The sequence below is a fragment of the Amphritea atlantica genome, assembly GCF_024347255.1.
GTDB classification, from domain to species: domain Bacteria; phylum Pseudomonadota; class Gammaproteobacteria; order Pseudomonadales; family Balneatricaceae; genus Amphritea; species Amphritea atlantica.
This window is the reverse complement of the sequence record NZ_AP025284.1, coordinates 3466671-3486852: the sequence shown is the minus strand read 5'-3', so window position 1 is coordinate 3486852 and position 20182 is coordinate 3466671. Positions and strand designations below refer to the sequence as shown.

Below are 20182 nucleotides of genomic sequence, written 5' to 3'. Positions count from 1 at the left end.
GTATGGACTATACCTTTCAGTTTGGAGAGTTGTTGCCATACTCGGACCTGATTGCCAGGGGAGTGCTGTCGACAGTGATTCTGGCCATCGTTACCACAGTACTGGGGTGCCTGCTTGGCACCCTGGGTGCTGCGGCCCGTGCTGGTAAACAAACATTTTTAAGTCGTGCAGTGGGGGTTTACGTTGAGCTGATTCGCAACACCCCTTTTATCGTACAACTGTTTTTCATCTTTTTTGGTTTACCCACTATCGGAATCAAACTGACCGCTGGGGAAGCGGGACTGTTGGCGATGGTGATTAATCTGGCGGCCTACAGTACAGAGATTATTCGTGCAGGTATTGAATCTATCCCTAAGGGACAGCTGGAAGCGGCCCGAACTCTGGGGCTGAGCCGTACACAGACCTTTACCCGGGTGGTGTTGCCTCCGGCGCTTGAGAAAATCTATCCGGCGCTAACCAGTCAGTGCATTATCGTTATGCTGGGATCAGCTGTACTGTCGCAGATCTCCGTTGAGGAGCTGACCTTTGCCGCGAACTTTATTCAGTCACGTAACTTCCTGAGCTTCGAAGTCTATATGGTGATCACAGTTATCTACCTGTTGCTGGCTATTCTGATGCGTCAGGGATTCAAGCTGATCCATTATTTCATGTTTCCTAATCTGAGGGCCCGGTCATGAGCGTGTTTTCCGATTGGGATATTTTACGTAACCTTTTGTTGGCAGCGCGCTGGACAGTGGTTTTGTCGTTGATCGCATTTGCGGGTGGCGCCACCGTTGGGCTGCTGCTGACTATGATGCAGGTCAGTGGGCGTACGCTGTTGGTTCGCTTTACCCGTTTGTATATCGAACTGTTTCAGGGCACTCCATTGCTGATGCAGCTGTTCCTGGTGTTTTTCGGATTGTCGCTGATGGGCCTGGAAGTGTCTGCCTGGTTTGCCGCTGCACTGGCGCTGACGCTGTTCAGCAGTGCCTATCTGACAGAGATATGGCGGGGATGTATTGAATCTATCCCTCGTGGTCAGTGGGAAGCATCCCGTTGTCTGGGATTAAGCTACTTCGAAATTATGCGGCATATCATTCTGCCACAGGCTTTAAAGGTCGCGATAGCTCCGACGGTTGGCTTCTCAGTGCAAATTGTGAAAGGTACCGCGCTTGCTTCGATTATCGGGTTTGTTGAACTGACCAAAGCAGGCACCATGCTGAATAACGCCACCTTCGAGCCATTTAAAGTCTTTGGTATGGTCGCGTTGCTCTACTTCCTGCTCTGTTATCCCCTGTCAGTCGCAAGCCGTAAACTGGAGAGAAAACTCAATGTCGCTCGTTAGTATTAACAATGTTCATAAGTATTACGGCAGTAACCATGTACTCAAGGGGATCAACCTTGAGATCGGTGCTGGCGAAGTGGTGTCTATTATCGGTCGCAGTGGCTCAGGAAAGAGTACGCTGCTTCGCTGTATTAATGGCCTTGAAGCTTATAGTGAGGGCGGCGTGGTCGTCGATCAGATGGAGGTGGTCTACGATGACCGTCAGATCCGCAAGCTGAGTAAAAGTGTGGGGATGGTGTTTCAAAGCTTCAACCTGTTTCCCCATCTGACTGTCGGCCAGAATATCATGCTGGCACCTAAGCTGGTTCGCAAACTCCCTGAAAGCGAAGCGAAAGTGATCGCCCAGGAGGTGTTGGCAAAAGTGGGACTGGCGGAAAAAATAGACAGCTATCCTGCCGAACTGTCCGGTGGACAGCAGCAGCGTGTCGCTATTGCCCGCTCGCTGGCCATGAATCCGAAAGTATTGCTTTGTGATGAGATTACCTCGGCACTGGATCCGGAACTGGTGGGTGAAGTATTGAAGGTTCTTGAAGATCTGGCAGCGGAAGGGATGACGCTGATCCTGGTGACCCATGAGATGAACTTTGCCCGGGATGTCGGTGATCGGGTGATCTTTATGCATCAGGGGTTGGTATGGGAGGAGGGTGATTCTAAAACGGTTCTTGCCAATCCTCAGACACCTGAACTGAGTAAATTTATTAATGCTGTTTTGTGATCTGGCAGAGCGTTTCTGGGTGTCTGCACCTGTTGTCGTGCTCAGAAATTTAAAAAGTTTAGGTAATAACTGATGATGAAAACTCAGAATCCGGTCATCGGTTTCGATCCGGAAAAATGGTTGAATCTGGCCGATGCCCGGTTGGGTGCCAGGGCGATATCGGTCACCGATGACTGGTTTGCTGAGGTCGGGCGGATGTTGCAACCGACTGAGCCTGTCTGGAAAGAGGGCGTGTTTGATGACAACGGAAAATGGATGGATGGCTGGGAATCCCGGCGTAAACGTTATTCTGGTTATGATCACGCGGTGATACGGCTGTCATCCGCGGGTGTGATCGAGGCTATCGATATCGATACCCGCTATTTTACCGGTAACTATCCGCCATCAGCATCGGTTGATGCCTGCTATTGCGAAGAGGGTGATCCGAACTCTGAAACCGAATGGGTAGAGTTGCTGACCTCTGTGTCTCTCAGTGGCGATAGTCATAACCTGCATCTGATCTCCTCAGAGAGTCAGTGGACCCACCTGCGGTTAAATATCTATCCCGATGGCGGGATTGCTCGTTTTCGTGTTTATGGCACACCCTGTAAAAACTGGGGTGAAACCTCTCCTGGACAGCGGGTTGATCTGGCCGCCGCGATGAATGGTGGCAGGGCTCTGGCCTGTAGTGATCAGCATTATGGCACCATGAGTAATATTCTGATGCCGGGGCGGGGTATCAATATGGGTGATGGCTGGGAAACCGCCCGGCGTCGAACTCCGGGGTTTGACTGGGTGATTATTGCGCTGGCTCAGCCCGGCACTGTTCAGCAGGTGCTGGTGGATACCTGTCATTTTAAGGGTAACTATCCGGATAGCTGTTCGATCACGGCCGCTTATGTGGATGGCGGCACAGATCAACAGATCGAAGCGCAGAGTCTCTACTGGGAAACGCTGCTACCCTCTCAGAAACTGCAGATGGATGCAGAGCACTTGTTTGAGCAGGAGCTGACAGATATCGGGCCGGTTACCCATGTGCGTCTGAATATCTTTCCCGATGGCGGTATCAGCCGGTTACGCATTAACGGGGTGATCGATTCAGGTGAATAGGGACCGGCGTTTTTGTGTCTGTCGAAGCTAAAAAACAGCGCTAAAAGACAGAGGTAACCCATACCTCTGTCTCAACTCAGTTACTCCGGCAGTGGCCGGTTCTGGGCACGGAACTCGTGGGCTTCGTAGGTGCCCAGGTTGCGCATCTCTTTGGTAAAGAACTCCAGCTCCTGCAGGGCATACTGCATCATCCGGTCATCGGGATGGCCTTCGACATCCAGGTGAAAGCTGGCCCCCTTTGTCAGCCCGTTACCCATATAACTTTCCAGCTTCACCATATTGATGCCGTTGGTGGCAAAGCCGCCCAGGGCTTTATAGAGTGCTGCGGGGATGTTACGTACGGTAAACATCAGTGAGGTGATATAGGGGACATCGGGCTTGTGCTCCGGAATCCCCTGTTCACTGGAGAGAATCAGAAAGCGGGTCGTGTTGCCGGTGACATCCTGAAAGTTGTCCCGCAGGATCTCCAGATCATATAGCTCGGCGGCCAGGCTTGAGGCGATAGCAGCGTGGCTGGGATCAGGATTCTGCGCCAGCTCATAGGCGGAACCCGCGGTATCAAAAGCAGCGATCGGCTCTATGCCCAGCTGTTTGATATGGCCATCACACTGAGCCAGCGCCTGTGGGTGCGAAGAAACGGTTTTCAGCTGGTCAACCGAGCTGCCCTTGATTCCCAGCAGACAGTGACTAACCGGTTCGAAATGTTCACCGATAATATGTAACTGACTTTTGGGCATCAGCCGGTAGATCTCTTCCACCCGACCGGCGGTTGAGTTTTCCAGTGGGATCATCGCCAGCCTGGCTTTGCCCTGGTCCACCATAAACATCGCTTCAACAAAGGTCTCACAGGCAAACGCCTCCATCTCCGGGAAAACCCGTCGACAGGATAGATGTGAATAGGCGCCTTCGACGCCCTGAAACGCGATGATGTTCGGTGCAGCTGACATGTTGATTCCGGTTAATGACACTAATAAGGCGGTAATTATGTCACAGATTTATATTTTTGCAGTGAGCAGACCGACATTTTTCAGTAATATGGCTGCAACTTTGTTACCAGCTTAATTTGGGACCCCGATGACTCCGGAACGTACCGCCAAACTGACTCAAACCCTCAATCGCCGCCAACCGGATCTGACCCTGATTACCGATCAGGTACACAAGCCGCGCAACATTGCTGCCCTGATACGCACCTGTGATGCGGTGGGAATACCCCGCATCCATACGGTGACGCCAAAAGAGGGGTATGGCTTTAAAGGGACCACCCGGGGCAGTGATCGTTGGGTCAAAACCCAAAACCATCGTTCCGTTTCGGACGCGATTGCCGGGGCCAAAGCTCAGGGGATGAAGATCTATGCGGCACATTTTTCCGACCGGGCGATCGATTATCGTGAGGTCGATTTCACCCAGCCCTGTGCGCTGCTGATGGGGGCTGAAAAACATGGCGTCAGTGATGAGGGGGCCGCGCTGGCCGATGAGCATATTCTGATTCCGATGATGGGGATGGTGGGCTCGCTTAATGTCTCCACGGCGGCAGGCATTATTCTTGTGGAAGCGCAGAATCAGCGCTTAAAGGCGGGACTGTACGAGCAATCCAGACTTGATCCTCAGGAGTATAAAGATACGCTGTTTGAGTGGAGCTTTCCTGACCTTGCTGATTTCTGTCATAAAAAGGGATTGGAATATCCGCCGATGGATGATCTGCTGGCGCTGATGGATGCTCCGGCCTGGTATCAGGCGGTGCGTGACGGGTCAGCACCGAAGCGTCAGTGGTAATCCCAGATAATCGGTCTGTCCACCATGCGGTGATCAACCCAGGGTTGACATACAACAGGAGAGAGTGAGTGCAGTTTCCGCGTTTTTTTCCGCTTGCCCTGCTGATGCTGATGTTGTCACTCATTGGCACGGTACTGGTGAACCAGTTTGTTCGTAACTGGGCGCTGTCCGACCTGAAGGAGAGCGGGGAAAGCCAACTGCTGAACATTATCAGTCAGACCCGTACCGAGCTGGCAGACTATAAATACCTGCCGTTCCTGATCTCGCAAAGTAATGATGTGGCTGAACTGTTGCGTAACCCCTCACCGGATAAAATTGCCCGGGTTAGCCGTTATCTGGAACAGACTAATCTGGTGGCGGGCTCCACGGCGCTGTTTATCCTTGATGCTCAGGGCCGTGCTCAGGCGTTTAGCCATTGGCGGGAGCAGCAGGATTTCTATTCGGTCAGCCATCGTCAGAAACCCTATTTTCTCCAGGCGCTGGAGGGGCAGCAGGGGTTTCAGCTGGTTTTACCCGCCAGCGAGAGTGATGGTGCTGTCTATCTGTCCGCCCCGGTATATATGAAGAGCCAGCTGTTGGGGGTGGCAACGGTTCGGCTGGATCTGACCCTGTTGCAGGCTGGATTGGATCAGACCAGCCACTACCTGTTCAGTAAAGCGGGACAGATTCTGATCGCCAGTAAACCGTTTCAGGCGGCGAAACAGCTTCAGGATGTGGTGCTAAAACAGCGCACTGATCGGTTATATGATGGTTCTGAGATCAGTCTGGTAGAACTGCACAATGGTACCCGGGCCGTATTGCAGAGCGTTACTCTGGATGACCTGGGCTGGCAGGTGTCGGTGCTCAATGACCTGCGGGAGGTGAGGCGGATACAGCGCAATGCAACCTTGTTTAGCCTGGCATTCTGTATCGTTATCTCATTGCTGGTTTTTCTGTTACGGGAGCGACAGTTGAAGCATATCTCCCGCCGGGAGACACAGCAGGCGCTGGAGCGAAGTGAAGCGCGGCAGCGGGATATTATCAATAATGCCCATGTCGGTATGATCTCCCTGGATAATCAGGGGCGTATCCTGTTTATCAATCCGATGGCGATGCAACAGTTTGGGGTATCGATGGCGCGGATTAAGGGCACCAGAATCGCAGATCTTATCGAGCCGGACGTTTATCAGGGGGTGATGAAACGGGTGCTGGATCGTCTTGGTAGTCGTGGGTTTGCGCCGGTGACAGCGATGGAGACGGTGGGTAAACGTTCCGATGGCAATACCTTTCCCATGTTGTTTTCAATCAAGCAGATTGAGCGGGATGCAAGTGTTAACTATCTGGTCACGGTGATTGATATTACTCCGCGCAAACGGCTGGAACGAGCCCTGCAACAAGCGAATGACCAGCTTGAAGATCAGGTGCAGCAGCGCACTCTGGCGTTGAGGGAGGCGCAGGATGAGCTGGTTCAGGCGGAGAAAATGGCGGCTCTGGGGCGCATGTCATCGGCGGTGGTACATGAGTTAAACCAGCCACTGACCGCTTTGAGAACCTATATTGCGATCTGTCGTCAGTTAATAGAACAGCAGCAAACGGAGCAACTGGACAGTAATCTGGAACTGATTAATGACCTGATCAACAGGATGGCGGTGCTGACCCGGCAGCTGAAAACCTTTGCTTACCAGAAGCCCCAGCATCTTTCCCCGGTTGATCCGCTGCTGGCGCTGGATCAGGTGGTTGATCTGTTTCGCGGTCGGCTGCAGCAGCAACAGATTGAGCTGCACTATCCCCGTCCCGAACTTGAATTGCAGGTCAGTGGTGACAGTGCCCGGCTGGAGCAGATATTTGTTAATCTGATCGGTAACGGCTGTGATGCCCTGGCCGATGTCTCTGCACCGCGCCTTGAGATTCAGATACAGCAGACAACAGAAACCGTTACTATTGCGATCAGTGATAACGGCAAGGGGATTGATCAGCAGAGTCAGACTCAGCTGTTTGAGCCTTTCTTTACCACCAAGCCGATCGGTGAGGGGCTGGGGTTAGGCTTGCCGATCGTTCGCTCAATCGTGCAGGATCTGGGTGGGGCTATCCGGGTTAACAGTCGGCCAGGGCATACCTGCTTTAGTGTGTCCCTGCCATTAATCAGACAGTCAGAGGAGTAAAGATGAACAGAGGCCAGGTTTTGCTGGTGGATGATGATCCGGTGATTCGCCAATCCACCACCCTGTGGCTGCAGATGGCCGGATTCGGGGTGATTGCCTGTGACCGGGCGCGGGAGGCGCTGACCCACCTCAATGAACAGTTTCCCGGTGTGGTGGTCAGCGATGTCCGTATGCCGGAGATGGATGGCTTACAGTTTATGCAGGAAGCCCGCTCTATCATCCCAGAGCTGCCGGTGATTCTGATTACCGGTCATGGTGATGTGGATATGGCGATCAGTGCGATGCGCGATGGCGCCTATGATTTTATTGAAAAGCCCTTTGTCCCTGAACGCCTGGTCGAGACGATCAACCGGGCCTGTGAAAAGCGACTGCTGGTGCTGGAAAATCTTCGTTTACAACAGGATCTGGCCTCCCGCAGCGGGATTGACGCTAAAATCATCGGTATCTCACCGGCTATTCAGAAACTGCGGCGGGATATTCTTAAATACGCCGCCTTGAATACCAACGTGATTATTTACGGTGAAACCGGCAGCGGTAAAGAGCTGGTGGCGCAGTGTCTGCATGAGTTCAGTCCCCGTAGTGAGCGCAACTTTGTGCCCATCAACTGCGGCGCAATACCTGAAAATCTGATTGAAACTGAGCTGTTTGGCCATGAAGCGGGCGCGTTTACCGGGGCGGCCAAAAAACGTACCGGTAAGTTTCAGCATGCCGATGGCGGTACACTGTTGCTGGATGAGATCGAAAGTATGCCTGCCAGTCTGCAGGTGAAGATATTGCGCAGCTTGCAGGAAGGAGTGATTGAGCCGCTGGGGTCGAATAAACAGGTGCCGGTGGATCTGCGTATTGTTGCCGCCTCCAAAGCGGATCTCTCTGTAGAGGAAAACTTTCGCCAGGATCTCTACTACCGGCTTAATGTGTCCTGCCTCTACCTCTCACCGTTACGTGAACGTATCGAAGATATCCCGCTGCTGTTTGAATATTATGCCCGTCAGGCTGCCACCCAGCACGGCCGGGATCTGCGTAGAATTACCCGACAGGATCTGACCAATCTGCAGCAATATGCCTGGCCGGGGAATGTCCGGGAACTGAAGAACATCGCGGTGCGTTATGCCCTGGATGATATGTTGCCGGTGGCCGATCTGATCTACCCGGAAACAGCTATCGAACCGCTTAACAATCAGCGGCTGGAGAGCGCTCTGCCGCTGGCCGCGCAGGTGGCAAATTTTGAATATAAAGTGATCTGCGATGCATTGCAGCAGCACAAGGGCAATATCAAAGCGGTGATGGAGATGCTGGACCTGCCACGCCGTACACTGAACCAGAAAATGGTTAAATATCAGATCGACCGTTCGCAATTCATCGACTCAGCGGGAGAATAGGCAAAAAGTTGCTCATTCTCCCTGCATTTCTGAAAAACTCTGCTTTACTTTAATTTTACTTATCTCTGCGTGCGACATTATCTGTCTTAAGCGGGGGAGTGAAGCCATTTATAGGCAAGATCCTGCTTATCTGTTCTATGGGTAATCGGCAGTTTTTTGCTTATTATCTCTGAATATCGAAGAGGAGAATAATAAAAACTATTTATTATCAATGATTTGTAAATTTTTGTTGGGCTTGGCATCAGCATTGCTTTATACGATGGACACTAACAATAAATCCCGAGAGAAGGAATTGAACATGCAAAGTAGTAAACGAACTCTGATCAAAGGCCTGGGTCTGGCTGTCACGCTGAGTGCTGCTCTGGGTGGCGCATCGATCGCGCAGGCAGAAGAGAATCGCTCCTATATTCTTGCGACCGCTTCGACCGGTGGAACCTACTACCCGGTCGGTGTGGCTCTGGCAACTCTGACAAAAGTAAAGCTTGAACCTAAATATAAGGTGTCTCTCTCTGCTATTAACTCTGCCGGGTCCGGTGAAAATATTAAGTTGCTCAGCGAAAATGAGGCTCAGTTTGCGATTCTGCAGGGACTCTATGGCGCCTGGGCCTGGAGTGGTGAGGGGGCATTTGCCTCAACCGGTCCGAAGAAAAACCTGCGTTCGGTTTCTATGTTGTGGCAGAACGTTGAACAGTTTGTGGTTAAGTCTGATCTGGCGAAAACCGGCACCGTTGATGATCTTAACGGTCTGAAGGGGAAAAAATTCTCCATCGGTAAGAAAAATTCCGGCACAGAGGGATCTGGTCTGCAGATTCTGAAAGGCCTGGGCATCGATGCAGATAGCATGGATATGGCCCATATGGGCTACGGTCCCAGTGCCGATGCGCTGCAGAACGGCACCATTGAAGGGATGAATATCCCATCCGGTGTGCCTACTTCTGCGATTACCCGGGCTTATGCGTCCCTGGGCAGCGATATGACCGTGCTGGACTTTACCGATGAGCAGATCAAAAAAGCCAACGGTAGCTATAAATTATGGACCCGTTATGTGATTCCGGCGAACACCTATCCGGGTCAGGTAAAAGATATCAATACCATGGCTCAGCCTAACTTCCTGGCGGTCCGTGATGATCTGTCAGAGGAAGATGTTTATCTGCTGACGAAAACTATCTATGAAAACCTGCCATTCCTGAACGGTATTCACAAAGCGACTAAAGCGATGGCGCTGGAAAAAGCCATTGCTGGTTTACCACTTCCTTTGCACCCTGGTGCCGCCCGTTATTACAGAGAAGCGGGTCTGACTATTCCTGAGCACCTGATTGCTGAGTGATCCCTATTGCTGATCAGTTCAGTGATCCCCCGGGGGCGGCCAACGCCCCCGATCTCTTACGTTCTACCTTTATTGTCAACGGAATACCGCTATGAGTTCTATTGATACTAATACCGATCAGGAAACCGCTGCAAAGCTGAAGAGTCTGGAGCTGTTGCAGCGTCCGGAACACTCGCTTACAGGACGCTTTATTTACTGGGCGGGCGTTGCCTTTGCCCTGGTGCACATCTACTTTAACACGCTCAGCACGGTGTCAGAGCTGTGGGTGTCTGCCATCCATTTTGGTGGTTTTGCTCTGTTATGTGCGCTGATGGTGCCGATGATGCGCTGTAACACCAGTGCCGGGCGTCGTATTACGCTGATACTCGATATCCTGCTGGGGTGTGCTGCGATCGCCTGTACCCTCTATCTGATCGGTTTCGAAGATGCCCTCTACGCCCGGGGCGTTAAGTTTGATGATCTCGACTGGGTCTTCTCGCTGTGTGCCATCTTTATTGCGCTGGAGATGGCGCGCCGGACCACTGGCTGGTTCATTCCCTGCATGATTCTGGTAGCCCTGACCTATGTTTTCTGGTGGGGGCAATATATTGATGGGATCTTCGGTTTCCCGGGCCTGAGTCTGGAAACACTGTTGTATCGCAGTTACTTCTCTTCAGAGGGGATGTTTGGTCAGATCGCCCGGATATCCTGGACCTATGTGTTCATGTTTATTCTCTTTGGTGCCTTTCTGGTGAAGTCCGGTGCCGGTGATTTTATTATCGAACTGTCCCGCTGTGCGGCCGGCCGTATGATAGGCGGCCCCGGATTCGTTGCGGTGCTGGGCTCAGGCCTGATGGGCTCGGTATCAGGCTCCTCGGTGGCGAATACAGTATCCACCGGGGTAATCACTATCCCTCTGATGCAGAAGGCAGGCTTTCCCGCCCGCTTTGCAGCAGGTGTCGAAGCGGCAGCTTCTACCGGGGGGCAACTGATGCCGCCAGTGATGGGGGCAGGGGCTTTTATTATGGCCTCCTATACGCAGATCCCTTATGTGGATGTGATCGCCGTGGCGGCACTGCCGGCACTGTTGTACTTCCTCTCGGTGGGCTTTTTTGTCCGGGTTGAGGCGATGCGTAGTCAGGCGCAGGCGGTTGAGCTGGATACCCGTCCCATTGGGGAGGTGTTCCGGGATGGCTGGCACTATCTGTTGCCACTGGTGGTTCTGGTGGGTCTGCTGATCTATGGTTTTACACCTACCTACGCCGCGGGTATCTCCATTATCTCGGTGGTGGTTTCATCCTGGTTGTCAAAACATCCGATGGGTGTCAGGGATGTCTTTGATGCTCTGGCGCAGGGTTCCAAAAATATGGCCACAACGGCGATGCTGTTGATCGCTGTGGGACTGGTGGTCAACGTCGTGGCGATGACCGGTATCGGTAACACCTTCTCTCTGATGGTGGCCGAGTGGGCCGGAGGCAGTCTGCTGATTACCCTGCTGCTGGTGGCCCTGGCGTCTCTGATTCTGGGGATGGGATTGCCGGTAACGGCGGCCTATATTGTCCTGGCTACCCTGTCAGCGCCAGCACTGTATAACCTGATTGCGGAGATGCAACTGGTGGATATGATGGTCAATGGGACGCTGCCGGAAGTTGCCCGAACCATCTTCCTGCTGGTCGATGCAGATAAAGCGGCGCTATTGGCTGAACCGATGAGCAAGGTAGATGCGCAACAGTTACTAGCACTGGTGCCCGGCGACTTTAAAGGCCAACTGCTGGAACAGGCGATCGATCCGGCGCATCTGACTATGATCTTGTTGTCTGCCCATATGATTATCTTCTGGTTGTCTCAGGACTCCAATGTCACGCCACCGGTCTGCCTGACCGCTTTTGCGGCTGCTGCGATTGCAAAAACGCCGCCGATGGCAACCGGTTTTACTGCCTGGAAGATCGCTAAGGGACTTTATATTGTGCCGTTGCTGTTTGCCTATACCAATTTTATTGGTGGTACTACCGCTGAGGTGTTGAGTATTTTCTTCTTCTCAATTTTCGGTATCTATGCGCTGGTTGGCTTTATGGAGGGATATCTTGAGAGTCCGCTTAACCCTCTGTTAAGACTGATCTCGGGTGTTGCCGGTGGGGTGATGCTATGGCCCCACGGTGAATGGTGGATGTGTAGTCTGGGGTTGCTGGTATTTCTGGCACTGTTCATCTACAGCCGCTCCCGCAGGGAGATTCCGTCGGGGGCTTTGGCGTAGCTCCCGTAGTGAGATATCTCAACTGTAATAATAAAACCGGCTTTTGATGCCGGTTTTTTCGTTTTTAAGCTAAATAGTGAGTAATATCACTTATTCATCAGCCGACAATTTGTTAAATTGTCGTTGGGAGCGGTGGCTCCCCGTACTTTGCTTGCAGGCCGGTATCGTTACCTTTTGTGCCCGCCTGTTCGGTACCGTCAGTATATGATAAAGACTGGCTGGAAATGGCTCCCAACAGAGGATTGTTATGGTCGCCAGTTTTCTGTTTAGCTCCGGGGGGGAGTTAAGCAGTACAAATGCTATGAAGCGGCTTCTATAAAGCGCTTCAGAATTGCGGTAGGGACTATGTTAATAAGATCGAAGTCAATATCATTGAGCCGGATGGCTCATTTACCCGTACTGCTTGGCGCGGGTTCTGCACTGCTACTTTCCTCTGTTTCGTTTGCCGGTGGGCAGGACACCAATGCATGTTATCAGCTTTTTTCCACTGCCGATTATCAGAGTGCCCGGGGGCAGTGTCAGGAGTTCGCTGAACTGGGAGACGCGAAAGCCGCCTTTCTGTTAGCGACTATGTATTATCAGGCGCTGGGTACTGATGAAGATGATCAGCGTGGGCTCTTCTGGGATAAGGTTGCCGCAGAAAAAGGTCATCCCGAATCGGCTTATCGTCTGGGTCTGGCCTATCAACTGGGGCAGGGGGTTGCCCAGAGTAATAGCCAGGCGCGACACTGGTATCAGCAGGCGGCACTGGCGCAACATGCGAAGGCGCAAAAGTTGCTGGCGGCCATGTTTGAAACCGGTGCTGCCGGGGAGAAAGACCAGTCGCGGGCTTATCAGTGGTATCTGAAAGCAGCTCAGCAGGGACTGGTCAGTGCTCAGCTTAAGGTAGGCACTATGTTGCTGGAAGGGCGTGGCGTAACGGCTAACCGGGCATCGGCGCAACACTGGATCAGAAAGGCAGCGGAAGCGGGTAATAGTAATGCCCAGGTGGCGATGGGGGTGATTCTCGCTGAGATCGATCCGGCCGAAAGTCTGATCTGGTATCAACGCTCGGCTAAGCAGGGTAACAGCCTGGCGCTGCAAAACCTGGCTCTGGTGTACTATGCCGGCCAGGGGGTTGAGGCTGATCATGAGAAAGCTGCCGAGTTAGCGCAGCAGGCAGTTGATGCCGGAAACAGTGAAGCCGAGTCCCTGTTAAATCTGATTCGTCTTGAAACAGAACAGCAAAAAGTGGTTGAACTTCAGGCAGAGAAACAGCAGTTAACGCGGCTGATACGTGAGTCGGTCCCCGAAAATGGCTCAGGGGAACAGCAGCTGTTGCTGGCAACGCTCTCGGTTGATGGTGTGTTACCCGAATCCGAGGTTGTAGCGGGACCCGAAGCAGCTGCAGTGCCGCCCGAGGCCGGAGAGTCTTCACAAGAGAGCGTAACTGCATCTGAAACGGCATCACCGGAGTTGGCTGCGACGCAGCCGGCCCCGTCTGCTACAGAGCTTTCTCAGGAGGTTAACGCAGCTGACGCACTGCCTGACACTGAAGACCAGTCTCTGACGCAACCGCAACCGGTTGAATGGCATCCGGATAACCCCTATGCGCTGGCGGATGGCTGGGTGATGGACCAGTTCCCACCCAATTTTACCATTCAGCTACGGTATGGCACCGATGAAGCAGGGATGCTCAAGTATATTAAGAAGCATAACCTGCCGGATAGTGTCAGATATTTTCGTACTCAGCGTGAAGCGGGGCTGTTTTATGTGCTGATCTATGGTGACTATAAAACCATACCGGAGGCTGAACAGGCGGTAGCGGAGATTCCGGAGTCTGCCCGAAAGAGCCACTGGATTCGGAAATTCAGGCGCTTGCAGGAGTTATACGTGCCACCAGAATCCTGATCAATGCGGGATTCTGGTATAGCCAACGCAGGGCTCCTAAGGCCCCCTCTGTATATATTAATGACTTTGTTACTGTTGTTACGGACAAACTATGGCCCGAACTGTTTTCTATCTCCTGAGTGTTTCACTTATCTGGAGTTCTTTGGCGCAGGCTGAAGATCTGAGCTGTCGAACACTCTATGAAAATAAACAAACCCGCGCAGCGCTACAGCGTTGCCTGCCACAGGCAGCAAAGGGGGATGGTGAAGCCAGCTTCATTCTCTCCAATCTCTACAGTCAGGGGTTCGAAGGAAGCTCACCGGATCTGCATCTGGCATTGCAGTGGCTGACCCGTTCTGCTGAGTGGGGGTATGGGCCCGGCTGTTATAACCTGGCGAAGCTTTACGAGCGGGGTGATGTCGTCCCCAAGAGTCTGGAAACTGCTTTTAGCTGGTATCTTAAAGGGGCTAAGCAGGGGCATCTGGCCAGTCAGGTAAAGACTGGTATCAGTTATCTTAAAGGGAGCGGGACACCTCAGGATTTCACCCAGGCGCGCCACTGGCTGGAGCTAGCGGTCGAAAAGGGTGATCTGAGTGCGCAGATTACACTGGCAACGCTGCTAAAACAGACGGATCCGCAGCGAGCGATGACTTTGTATCAGCGTGCTGCAGAGCAGGGCAGTGGTTTTGCCGATTACCAACTGGCGTTGCTCTACCGGGAGCCAGCTGGTGCTGAAGAGATGGATCTGGATAAGGCTTTGCATCACGCAAAAGAGAGTGAACGGCTGAACTATGAAGCGGCTGTTGATCTGGTCGAAAGCCTGCGCCAGCAGATGGCGCTCGAGGAGTCCCGGCGCATCGCAGCACAGTCTGAGTCAGATGCCGGAAATACTCAGTTAACCACAGCGGTATCGGTGACTACCTCAGAACAGGCGCCGGTTGCTGAGGAAGATCAGGATACTGTCGTCAGTGCTGATAGTAGTGCCGATATCAGTTCCGATAGTAGTGCGGTTGAGAAGACAGACACTGAAACAGAATCCCGGCGCATCGCGGAACAGACTCAGACTCAGGCAGAGTCAGATGCCGGAAATACTCAGTTAACCACAGCGGTATCGGTGACTACCTCAGAACAGGCGCCGGTTGCTGAGGATGATCAGGATACTGTCGTCAGTGCTGATATCAGTGCTGATAGTAGTGCGGTTGAGCAGACAGACACTGAAATGGAATCCAGGGGCATCGCGGAACAGACTCAGACTCAGGCAGAGTCAGATGCCGGAAATACTCAGTTAACCACAGCGGTATCGGTGACTACCTCAGAACAGGTGCAGGTTGCTGAGGATGATCAGGTTACTGGCGTCAGTGCCGATAGTAGTGCGGTTGAGCAGACAGACGGTGAAACAAGCCCGCAGGCGGTTATTGGTCGCCACGATTTTTCCTGGCTGAAGTCGCAGCCTGAAGGGCATTATGTGTTGCAGCTGGTACAACTGAGTAGTGAAGATTCGGTCAGAGTGTTTCTGAAAAAAAATCAACTGGATGGCAAAGCTAACTACTTCAGAGCTGTGACTGCTGCCGGGAATATGTATGTGGTGCTCTATGCCGAATCGAGTGCATCCCTGAGTGGTGCCCGGGCAATTGCCGCCGGGAAGTTGCCTGAAAAACTGTCTGATATGGTCTGGTATCGCACCTATCGGGCGATTCTCTCCGCTTATAAACCGGTGGATTAATCCCGTCGCGTTTTGGGCGATCTGGCGGTGTGTTAATCGGATTGAATGAACAAGCAGAAACATTGTGGTAAAGGATCAACAATGCTCAAGGGATTAAGGCTTACCATTGCGGCCGTTATAACACTGTTGGGTAGTGGGGTGTACGCATCGCAGATGCAGCAGTGCCAGCAGGCGTATAGCGAAGGGAAAGTGATGCAGGCCTACCATAGCTGCCTGCCTCTGGCTCAGGTGGGGGATCCTCAGGCCGCTTTTATCCTTGCCCGTCTCTATGCGCTTGGGGTGGAGAGTGGTACGCCTGACTGGCAAAAGGTGGTCGAGTGGCTGACGATCTCAGCTGCAGGTGATCATGCTGAAGCGGCTTATAACCTGGCGATAGCCTATCAGAAAGGCAAAGGCACTGAGATCGATCTGCAGCAGAGTATCAACTATTACACGCAGTCGGCTGAGCTGGGCAATGCTAAAGCGATGCGTAATCTGGCGCTGTTGTATGAAAAGGGTGAAGGGGTACCCCAGGATATCCATCAGGCCTTTACTCTCTACCAGCGTTCAGCAGAAGCGGGCCTGTCGGACAGTCAGTTAAAAACCGGTTTGATGTTATTGCAGGGCGAGGGAGTGGCAAAAGATCCCGCTGCCGCCCGTCCCTGGATAGAGCAGTCTGCCGCTGCGGGGAATGATAAAGCGCAACTGGCACTGGGCGTTTTGTTGATTGACTTTGACCCCGGCAGCGCCATCGAGTGGTACCGACAAGCGGTGTATTCGGGTAACGCTTATGCGGCTCATAATCTGGCACTGATCTACTCCCAAGGACGGGTGGTGCCGCAGGATCTGCTGCAGGCGCTGGCCTATGCTGACGCCAGTATCGAACTGGGTAATCCGAAAACCCAGGTGCTGTATGACAAGATTTTAGCCGCGATGCAACAGGCTGGGACAGCTGTGTCCCGCCCGCGCAACAATCGTATTTCACTGAATCACTCAGATCAGTCCACCGGGCAGGCAGAAGCGGAGCGGGCTGATACCCCTGGGCCTGCATCAGCGGTTCAGGCGGATGCTGAACCATCGCTGCGGGATATTAACTGGCTGAAAGCGCAACCGGCGGGCCTTTTTGTGGTGCAGCTTGCACGGCTGACCAGTCTGGAGAGCAGTATTCGTTTTATCAGCGATTACCATATCCCGCGAATTGCCCATACTGTTAACCTTGCCAAGCACGATTATGTGGTGTTGCTGAAAGAAAGTTTTGTCAGCAAAGCCGACGCTTTGAGGACATTGAAGCAGCGGCTTCCAGGGGCCCTGGCAAGTGAAGCCTGGATTCGAAGTTATCGCTCTCTGTATGCGCAATAGAGCATTATGAAGATACTCCTGCTGTCCGCCTATGATGCTGCCAGTCATGCCTACTGGCATCGCGGGCTGGTCGATAATCTTGGGCAACACCAATGGACCGTTCTGACCCTGCCGCCGCGTTATTTTTCCTGGCGCATACGGGGTAATAGTCTCAGTTGGGCATTCAGTGAGCGTGAGTGTCTTGAGCAGGACTATGACCTGCTGATTGCCACCTCAATGACCGACCTTTCAGCGTTGCGCGGCTTTGTGCCTCATCTGGCGGGTATACCAACGCTGGTCTATTTTCATGAAAATCAGTTTGCCTATCCCGAATCTGGCCGGGAGTATGGCAATGTTGAACCGAAGATACTTAACCTTTATACCGCTTTAGCGGCGGACCTTATCTGCTTCAATACCGACTATAATCGCGATACCTTTATCGACGGCTGTCGTCGATTGCTAAAAAAGCTTCCCGACCAGATCCCGGTGGGTGTGATTGAGCAGTTGGAGCGACGCTCTTCTGTGTTGCCGGTGCCATTGCCGCAATCCGTTTTTCTGCCCCATGCCCCACAACCCGGGCCGCTCCGGCTGATCTGGAATCATCGTTGGGAGTTCGATAAAGGGCCAGAGTTACTGCTCAGGGCTGCCCGGCAACTGTGTGAAGCCGGAGTCGATTTCAGACTGGACCTTGTCGGTCAGCAGTTTCGCCGTGTGCCTGAAGCGTTTCAGGAACTCAGGGCTGTGCTGGGTGATCGGCTGGGGCATTGGGGATATGTTGAGTCGGTTGCAGAGTATCGTCGTTTGCTGCAGCAGGCAGATGTTGTTCTCTCAACGGCGTTGCATGACTTTCAGGGGATCGCGGTTCTGGAAGGGGTTGCCGCAGGAGCGATGCCGTTGGTGCCCGGGCGGCTGGCTTATCCGCAACTGTTACCGGCAAGCTGCTGTTATTGTAGCGGTGAAGGTGAGACTCAAAGCCTGGTGGACAGTGTTATCCGCTTAGCCGGATTGAAGTGTGCCGGACAGGTACTCTCTGCACCGGATATATCGGCTCTGAGCTGGGATAATATGGCACCGCTGTACGAGAGACTACTGCACCGTGTCGCGGCAGAGGGTGTGTAGACCGGTAAGTTCAACGGTTTTATCAGCTTGCTCTGATTTCACAGAGGGGCGGTTCAACAGCTGCTGAACTGCCCATCTTCTTGACGTCAAGATATGGTTGAGCGGTCAGTACTCAATCCAGTCCTGCCAGCAGGGCACGCCACTCAGGGTGAATATACCCTTTTTCTTTCATTACTGTCGTTATGGAGAAGCTCTGCTGATTGCTTTCCAGAGTGACTTTGGTCGCCTGCTTCAGCAGTGCTTTTAGCGGTGTTTCTGAGATGAAAGGACGCATCGCAATCCGCTTGCCAGACACTGTCACACCATGGCGGGTATAACTTTCGGTGGGTGTCAGCTTATAGGCTGTATTATCAATCCACAAAGTCGCGCCGATGATAGGATGATATTCACCACTGACAGCTATTTTCAGCGTTTTAGGGCGGTTGTAGTCAATATAGAGTGCGCTGCACACTTCATATTGGTTACAGCTGAGTGGATGAATCACCTCATCATAGAGATGATCTGGTAGATTATATTGCTGGGCCAGACTAGTGCAGCCACTAAGTAAAACCAGGCAGAATGTAAGCAGGTACTTCATGGGGGTATCTCTTCCTGAAATAGATGTGGAGTTGTTGACTGTTGATTATAACGGGGAAACATCAGGCTGCAATGATTGCAGCCTATTGCTTTTCAGGTGTGAGAGGGGAGATGCTGAATAAATTGTGCGCTTCAGAGCGGTTCGGGTCAGGTGTACATTAGCATTATTATCTCAGTTTGGGCTGTGCTCTGGTTCTACGGCTGCCAGCAGGGTGTGCCACTGAGTGTCAGTGTAGCCAGGCCGTTTCAGCGTGTGGCTCAGTGAGTAACTCTGCAGATCGGTGTACAGTTTAACCCGCACACCCTGCTGCAGTTTATTTCTGATGCCCGGAGGGATGCTGAAGCGGTGAACAGAGGCGCGCAGGCCTGTCAGAGTCTTATTATACACTGTTCGCGACTGGCTGAGCTGAAGTGGATACGTGGTGCCGTCGATCCAGATATTGGCTGCCTTTATGGGGTGATAGATACCACTGACAACAATTTTAAGGTGTTGCTCATCTCTCACTATGGCAGTCGATGCGGTACAGATATCATGGCCAAAACAGCGGGAGGGAGTGGTGGGTGTATCGGAAAGCTGCATGGGGCGGTTAGCGCCGCTGCATCCGATGAGTAAAAGCAGAACAAATGCGAGTGCATAACGTGTCATTAGTGCTCATCCCTGAGTGCGTATATTTTAAAATCAGGGCCTGATTATACGGCGATAACTCCCTAATGCAATCGCTTTTCAAACACCTGTTGGGCTTGCGGGCCGGGGGAGATATCCCTGGGAGGGGGCTGATTTTCCTGTCTTAACTAGCCGTTAATATAGTTGAGAGGAACGGCGGTGGTATCAACGATTTTTCGCATGATAAATGCTGACTTAACGCCGGTGACCCCCTGAATCCGGGTGATCTTTCCCAGCAGGATATCGTGGTAGCGATCCATATCCGGCACTGCAACCTTTAACTGATAATCTGCATCATGGCCGGTAATCAGATAGCACTCCATGACTTCGGGAAAACTGCTGATAGTGGTTTCGAAGGCCTCGAACCGTTCCGGGATATGTTTATCCATACTGATATGCAGAATTGCGATCAGATTCAGATCTACCGCGCGCTCATCGATTCGTACCACCCTGTCCCTGATAATACCGGCCTCTTCCAATGCCTTTACCCGTCGGGAGCAGGGCGCAGCGGTCAGGCCTACTTTTTCCGCAAGATCCTGATTTGAAAGCCCGCCGTCACGCTGTAGCTCGCGCAAGATTTTCAAGTCAAAGCGGTCGAGAGGATGGTTTGATTTCATGGTTTTACTGCTCTGCGCAATTATATCGGTATGCTTAGTGTAAATTGTTAATATTAATTGCGCAAATAAATGAAAAGTTCCGTAATTAGAACGGTTATTGCGTAACAAACACTTTAAACTTTGCTCTATTGATTGCTGCAGCGATAAATATTTGCCGAGAGCCTCCAAAGCATTACGTTATCAACGGATGTGGGTGACAACACCACAAGTGTCTAACCAGGTTGAAGCGCCAGTCTACCTGGCTGATCTATGTGTACCACAAGTATGCGATATACAAGTTTGGTCCCGCGCTTTTCCGCGCGGGATTTCAACTCAA

At 52.4% G+C, this 20182-nt stretch carries 17 protein-coding genes; 13 read left to right on the top strand and 4 right to left on the bottom strand.

Annotation, left to right across the window (positions count from 1 at the left end):
• Positions 1–2: 2 nt before the first annotated feature.
• From OCU43_RS16145 to alc, 4 genes are all read left to right on the top strand, one after another.
• Positions 3–677: an amino acid ABC transporter permease gene (locus OCU43_RS16145; RefSeq protein WP_091361031.1), complete on the top strand. Its 675-nt coding sequence runs from the start codon at positions 3–5 to the stop codon at positions 675–677.
• Complete coding sequence (locus tag OCU43_RS16140) at positions 674–1324, top strand: amino acid ABC transporter permease (protein ID WP_091361030.1); 651 nt, start codon at positions 674–676, stop codon at positions 1322–1324. The genes OCU43_RS16145 and OCU43_RS16140 overlap by 4 nt, the downstream gene beginning before the upstream one ends.
• Positions 1311–2039, top strand: coding sequence for an amino acid ABC transporter ATP-binding protein (locus OCU43_RS16135; protein WP_091361028.1), 729 nt, complete (start codon positions 1311–1313; stop codon positions 2037–2039). The genes OCU43_RS16140 and OCU43_RS16135 overlap by 14 nt, the downstream gene beginning before the upstream one ends.
• Before the next feature lie 72 nt (positions 2040–2111).
• Positions 2112–3128: an allantoicase gene (gene alc / locus OCU43_RS16130; protein ID WP_338024071.1), complete on the top strand. Its 1017-nt coding sequence runs from the start codon at positions 2112–2114 to the stop codon at positions 3126–3128.
• An 80-nt stretch (positions 3129–3208) separates the two neighbouring features.
• Here alc and OCU43_RS16125 read toward each other — a convergent pair whose 3' ends face one another.
• Complete coding sequence (locus OCU43_RS16125) at positions 3209–4075, bottom strand: prephenate dehydratase (protein WP_091361025.1); 867 nt, start codon at positions 4073–4075, stop codon at positions 3209–3211.
• 127 nt (positions 4076–4202) lie between these two features.
• Between OCU43_RS16125 and trmH the strand changes: the two genes are divergently transcribed.
• The 9 genes from trmH (at position 4203) to OCU43_RS16080 (ending at position 18009) form a co-directional block, all read left to right on the top strand.
• On the top strand, positions 4203–4901 hold the full coding sequence (gene trmH / locus OCU43_RS16120) for a tRNA (guanosine(18)-2'-O)-methyltransferase TrmH (protein ID WP_091361024.1): 699 nt from the start codon (positions 4203–4205) through the stop codon (positions 4899–4901).
• Between the two features lie 68 nt (positions 4902–4969).
• A complete protein-coding gene (locus OCU43_RS16115; RefSeq protein WP_091361022.1) occupies positions 4970–7042 on the top strand; it encodes a sensor histidine kinase in 2073 nt (690 codons plus the stop codon).
• A 2-nt stretch (positions 7043–7044) separates the two neighbouring features.
• Positions 7045–8421: a sigma-54-dependent transcriptional regulator gene (locus tag OCU43_RS16110; RefSeq protein ID WP_091361021.1), complete on the top strand. Its 1377-nt coding sequence runs from the start codon at positions 7045–7047 to the stop codon at positions 8419–8421.
• Positions 8422–8719: 298 nt separating this feature from the next.
• On the top strand, positions 8720–9748 hold the full coding sequence (locus OCU43_RS16105; RefSeq protein WP_091361020.1) for a TAXI family TRAP transporter solute-binding subunit: 1029 nt from the start codon (positions 8720–8722) through the stop codon (positions 9746–9748).
• Between the two features lie 91 nt (positions 9749–9839).
• Entirely contained in the window at positions 9840–11981 is a 2142-nt protein-coding gene (locus OCU43_RS16100; RefSeq protein ID WP_091361019.1) for a TRAP transporter permease, read from the top strand.
• Between the two features lie 381 nt (positions 11982–12362).
• Complete coding sequence (locus tag OCU43_RS16095) at positions 12363–13871, top strand: SPOR domain-containing protein (RefSeq protein WP_175483586.1); 1509 nt, start codon at positions 12363–12365, stop codon at positions 13869–13871.
• Between the two features lie 91 nt (positions 13872–13962).
• On the top strand, positions 13963–15573 hold the full coding sequence (locus OCU43_RS16090) for an SEL1-like repeat protein (RefSeq protein WP_091361017.1): 1611 nt from the start codon (positions 13963–13965) through the stop codon (positions 15571–15573).
• A gap of 81 nt (positions 15574–15654) precedes the next feature.
• A complete protein-coding gene (locus OCU43_RS16085) occupies positions 15655–16911 on the top strand; it encodes a tetratricopeptide repeat protein (RefSeq protein WP_175483585.1) in 1257 nt (418 codons plus the stop codon).
• A gap of 6 nt (positions 16912–16917) precedes the next feature.
• Complete coding sequence (locus OCU43_RS16080; protein WP_091361014.1) at positions 16918–18009, top strand: tRNA-queuosine alpha-mannosyltransferase domain-containing protein; 1092 nt, start codon at positions 16918–16920, stop codon at positions 18007–18009.
• Between the two features lie 112 nt (positions 18010–18121).
• Here the strand turns inward: OCU43_RS16080 and OCU43_RS16075 are convergent, their stop codons facing one another.
• The 3 genes from OCU43_RS16075 to OCU43_RS16065 all read right to left on the bottom strand — a co-directional run bounded on the left by OCU43_RS16075 (position 18122) and on the right by OCU43_RS16065 (position 19866).
• Entirely contained in the window at positions 18122–18586 is a 465-nt protein-coding gene (locus OCU43_RS16075; protein ID WP_091361012.1) for a hypothetical protein, read from the bottom strand.
• A 171-nt stretch (positions 18587–18757) separates the two neighbouring features.
• Complete coding sequence (locus OCU43_RS16070; RefSeq protein ID WP_091361010.1) at positions 18758–19231, bottom strand: hypothetical protein; 474 nt, start codon at positions 19229–19231, stop codon at positions 18758–18760.
• A 146-nt stretch (positions 19232–19377) separates the two neighbouring features.
• On the bottom strand, positions 19378–19866 hold the full coding sequence (locus OCU43_RS16065) for an Lrp/AsnC family transcriptional regulator (RefSeq protein WP_091361008.1): 489 nt from the start codon (positions 19864–19866) through the stop codon (positions 19378–19380).
• Between the last annotated feature and the right edge of the window lie 316 nt (positions 19867–20182).

Coding starts and splice junctions, on each gene's coding strand:
- OCU43_RS16145 (WP_091361031.1), top strand. CDS start 3: ATGGACTATACCTTTCAGTTTGGAGAGTTGTTGCCATACTCGGACCTG.
- OCU43_RS16140 (WP_091361030.1), top strand. CDS start 674: ATGAGCGTGTTTTCCGATTGGGATATTTTACGTAACCTTTTGTTGGCA.
- OCU43_RS16135 (WP_091361028.1), top strand. CDS start 1,311: ATGTCGCTCGTTAGTATTAACAATGTTCATAAGTATTACGGCAGTAAC.
- alc (WP_338024071.1), top strand. CDS start 2,112: ATGATGAAAACTCAGAATCCGGTCATCGGTTTCGATCCGGAAAAATGG.
- OCU43_RS16125 (WP_091361025.1), bottom strand. CDS start 4,075: ATGTCAGCTGCACCGAACATCATCGCGTTTCAGGGCGTCGAAGGCGCC.
- trmH (WP_091361024.1), top strand. CDS start 4,203: ATGACTCCGGAACGTACCGCCAAACTGACTCAAACCCTCAATCGCCGC.
- OCU43_RS16110 (WP_091361021.1), top strand. CDS start 7,045: ATGAACAGAGGCCAGGTTTTGCTGGTGGATGATGATCCGGTGATTCGC.
- OCU43_RS16105 (WP_091361020.1), top strand. CDS start 8,720: ATGCAAAGTAGTAAACGAACTCTGATCAAAGGCCTGGGTCTGGCTGTC.
- OCU43_RS16100 (WP_091361019.1), top strand. CDS start 9,840: ATGAGTTCTATTGATACTAATACCGATCAGGAAACCGCTGCAAAGCTG.
- OCU43_RS16095 (WP_175483586.1), top strand. CDS start 12,363: ATGGCTCATTTACCCGTACTGCTTGGCGCGGGTTCTGCACTGCTACTT.
- OCU43_RS16090 (WP_091361017.1), top strand. CDS start 13,963: ATGGCCCGAACTGTTTTCTATCTCCTGAGTGTTTCACTTATCTGGAGT.
- OCU43_RS16085 (WP_175483585.1), top strand. CDS start 15,655: ATGCTCAAGGGATTAAGGCTTACCATTGCGGCCGTTATAACACTGTTG.
- OCU43_RS16080 (WP_091361014.1), top strand. CDS start 16,918: ATGAAGATACTCCTGCTGTCCGCCTATGATGCTGCCAGTCATGCCTAC.
- OCU43_RS16075 (WP_091361012.1), bottom strand. CDS start 18,586: ATGAAGTACCTGCTTACATTCTGCCTGGTTTTACTTAGTGGCTGCACT.
- OCU43_RS16070 (WP_091361010.1), bottom strand. CDS start 19,231: ATGACACGTTATGCACTCGCATTTGTTCTGCTTTTACTCATCGGATGC.
- OCU43_RS16065 (WP_091361008.1), bottom strand. CDS start 19,866: ATGAAATCAAACCATCCTCTCGACCGCTTTGACTTGAAAATCTTGCGC.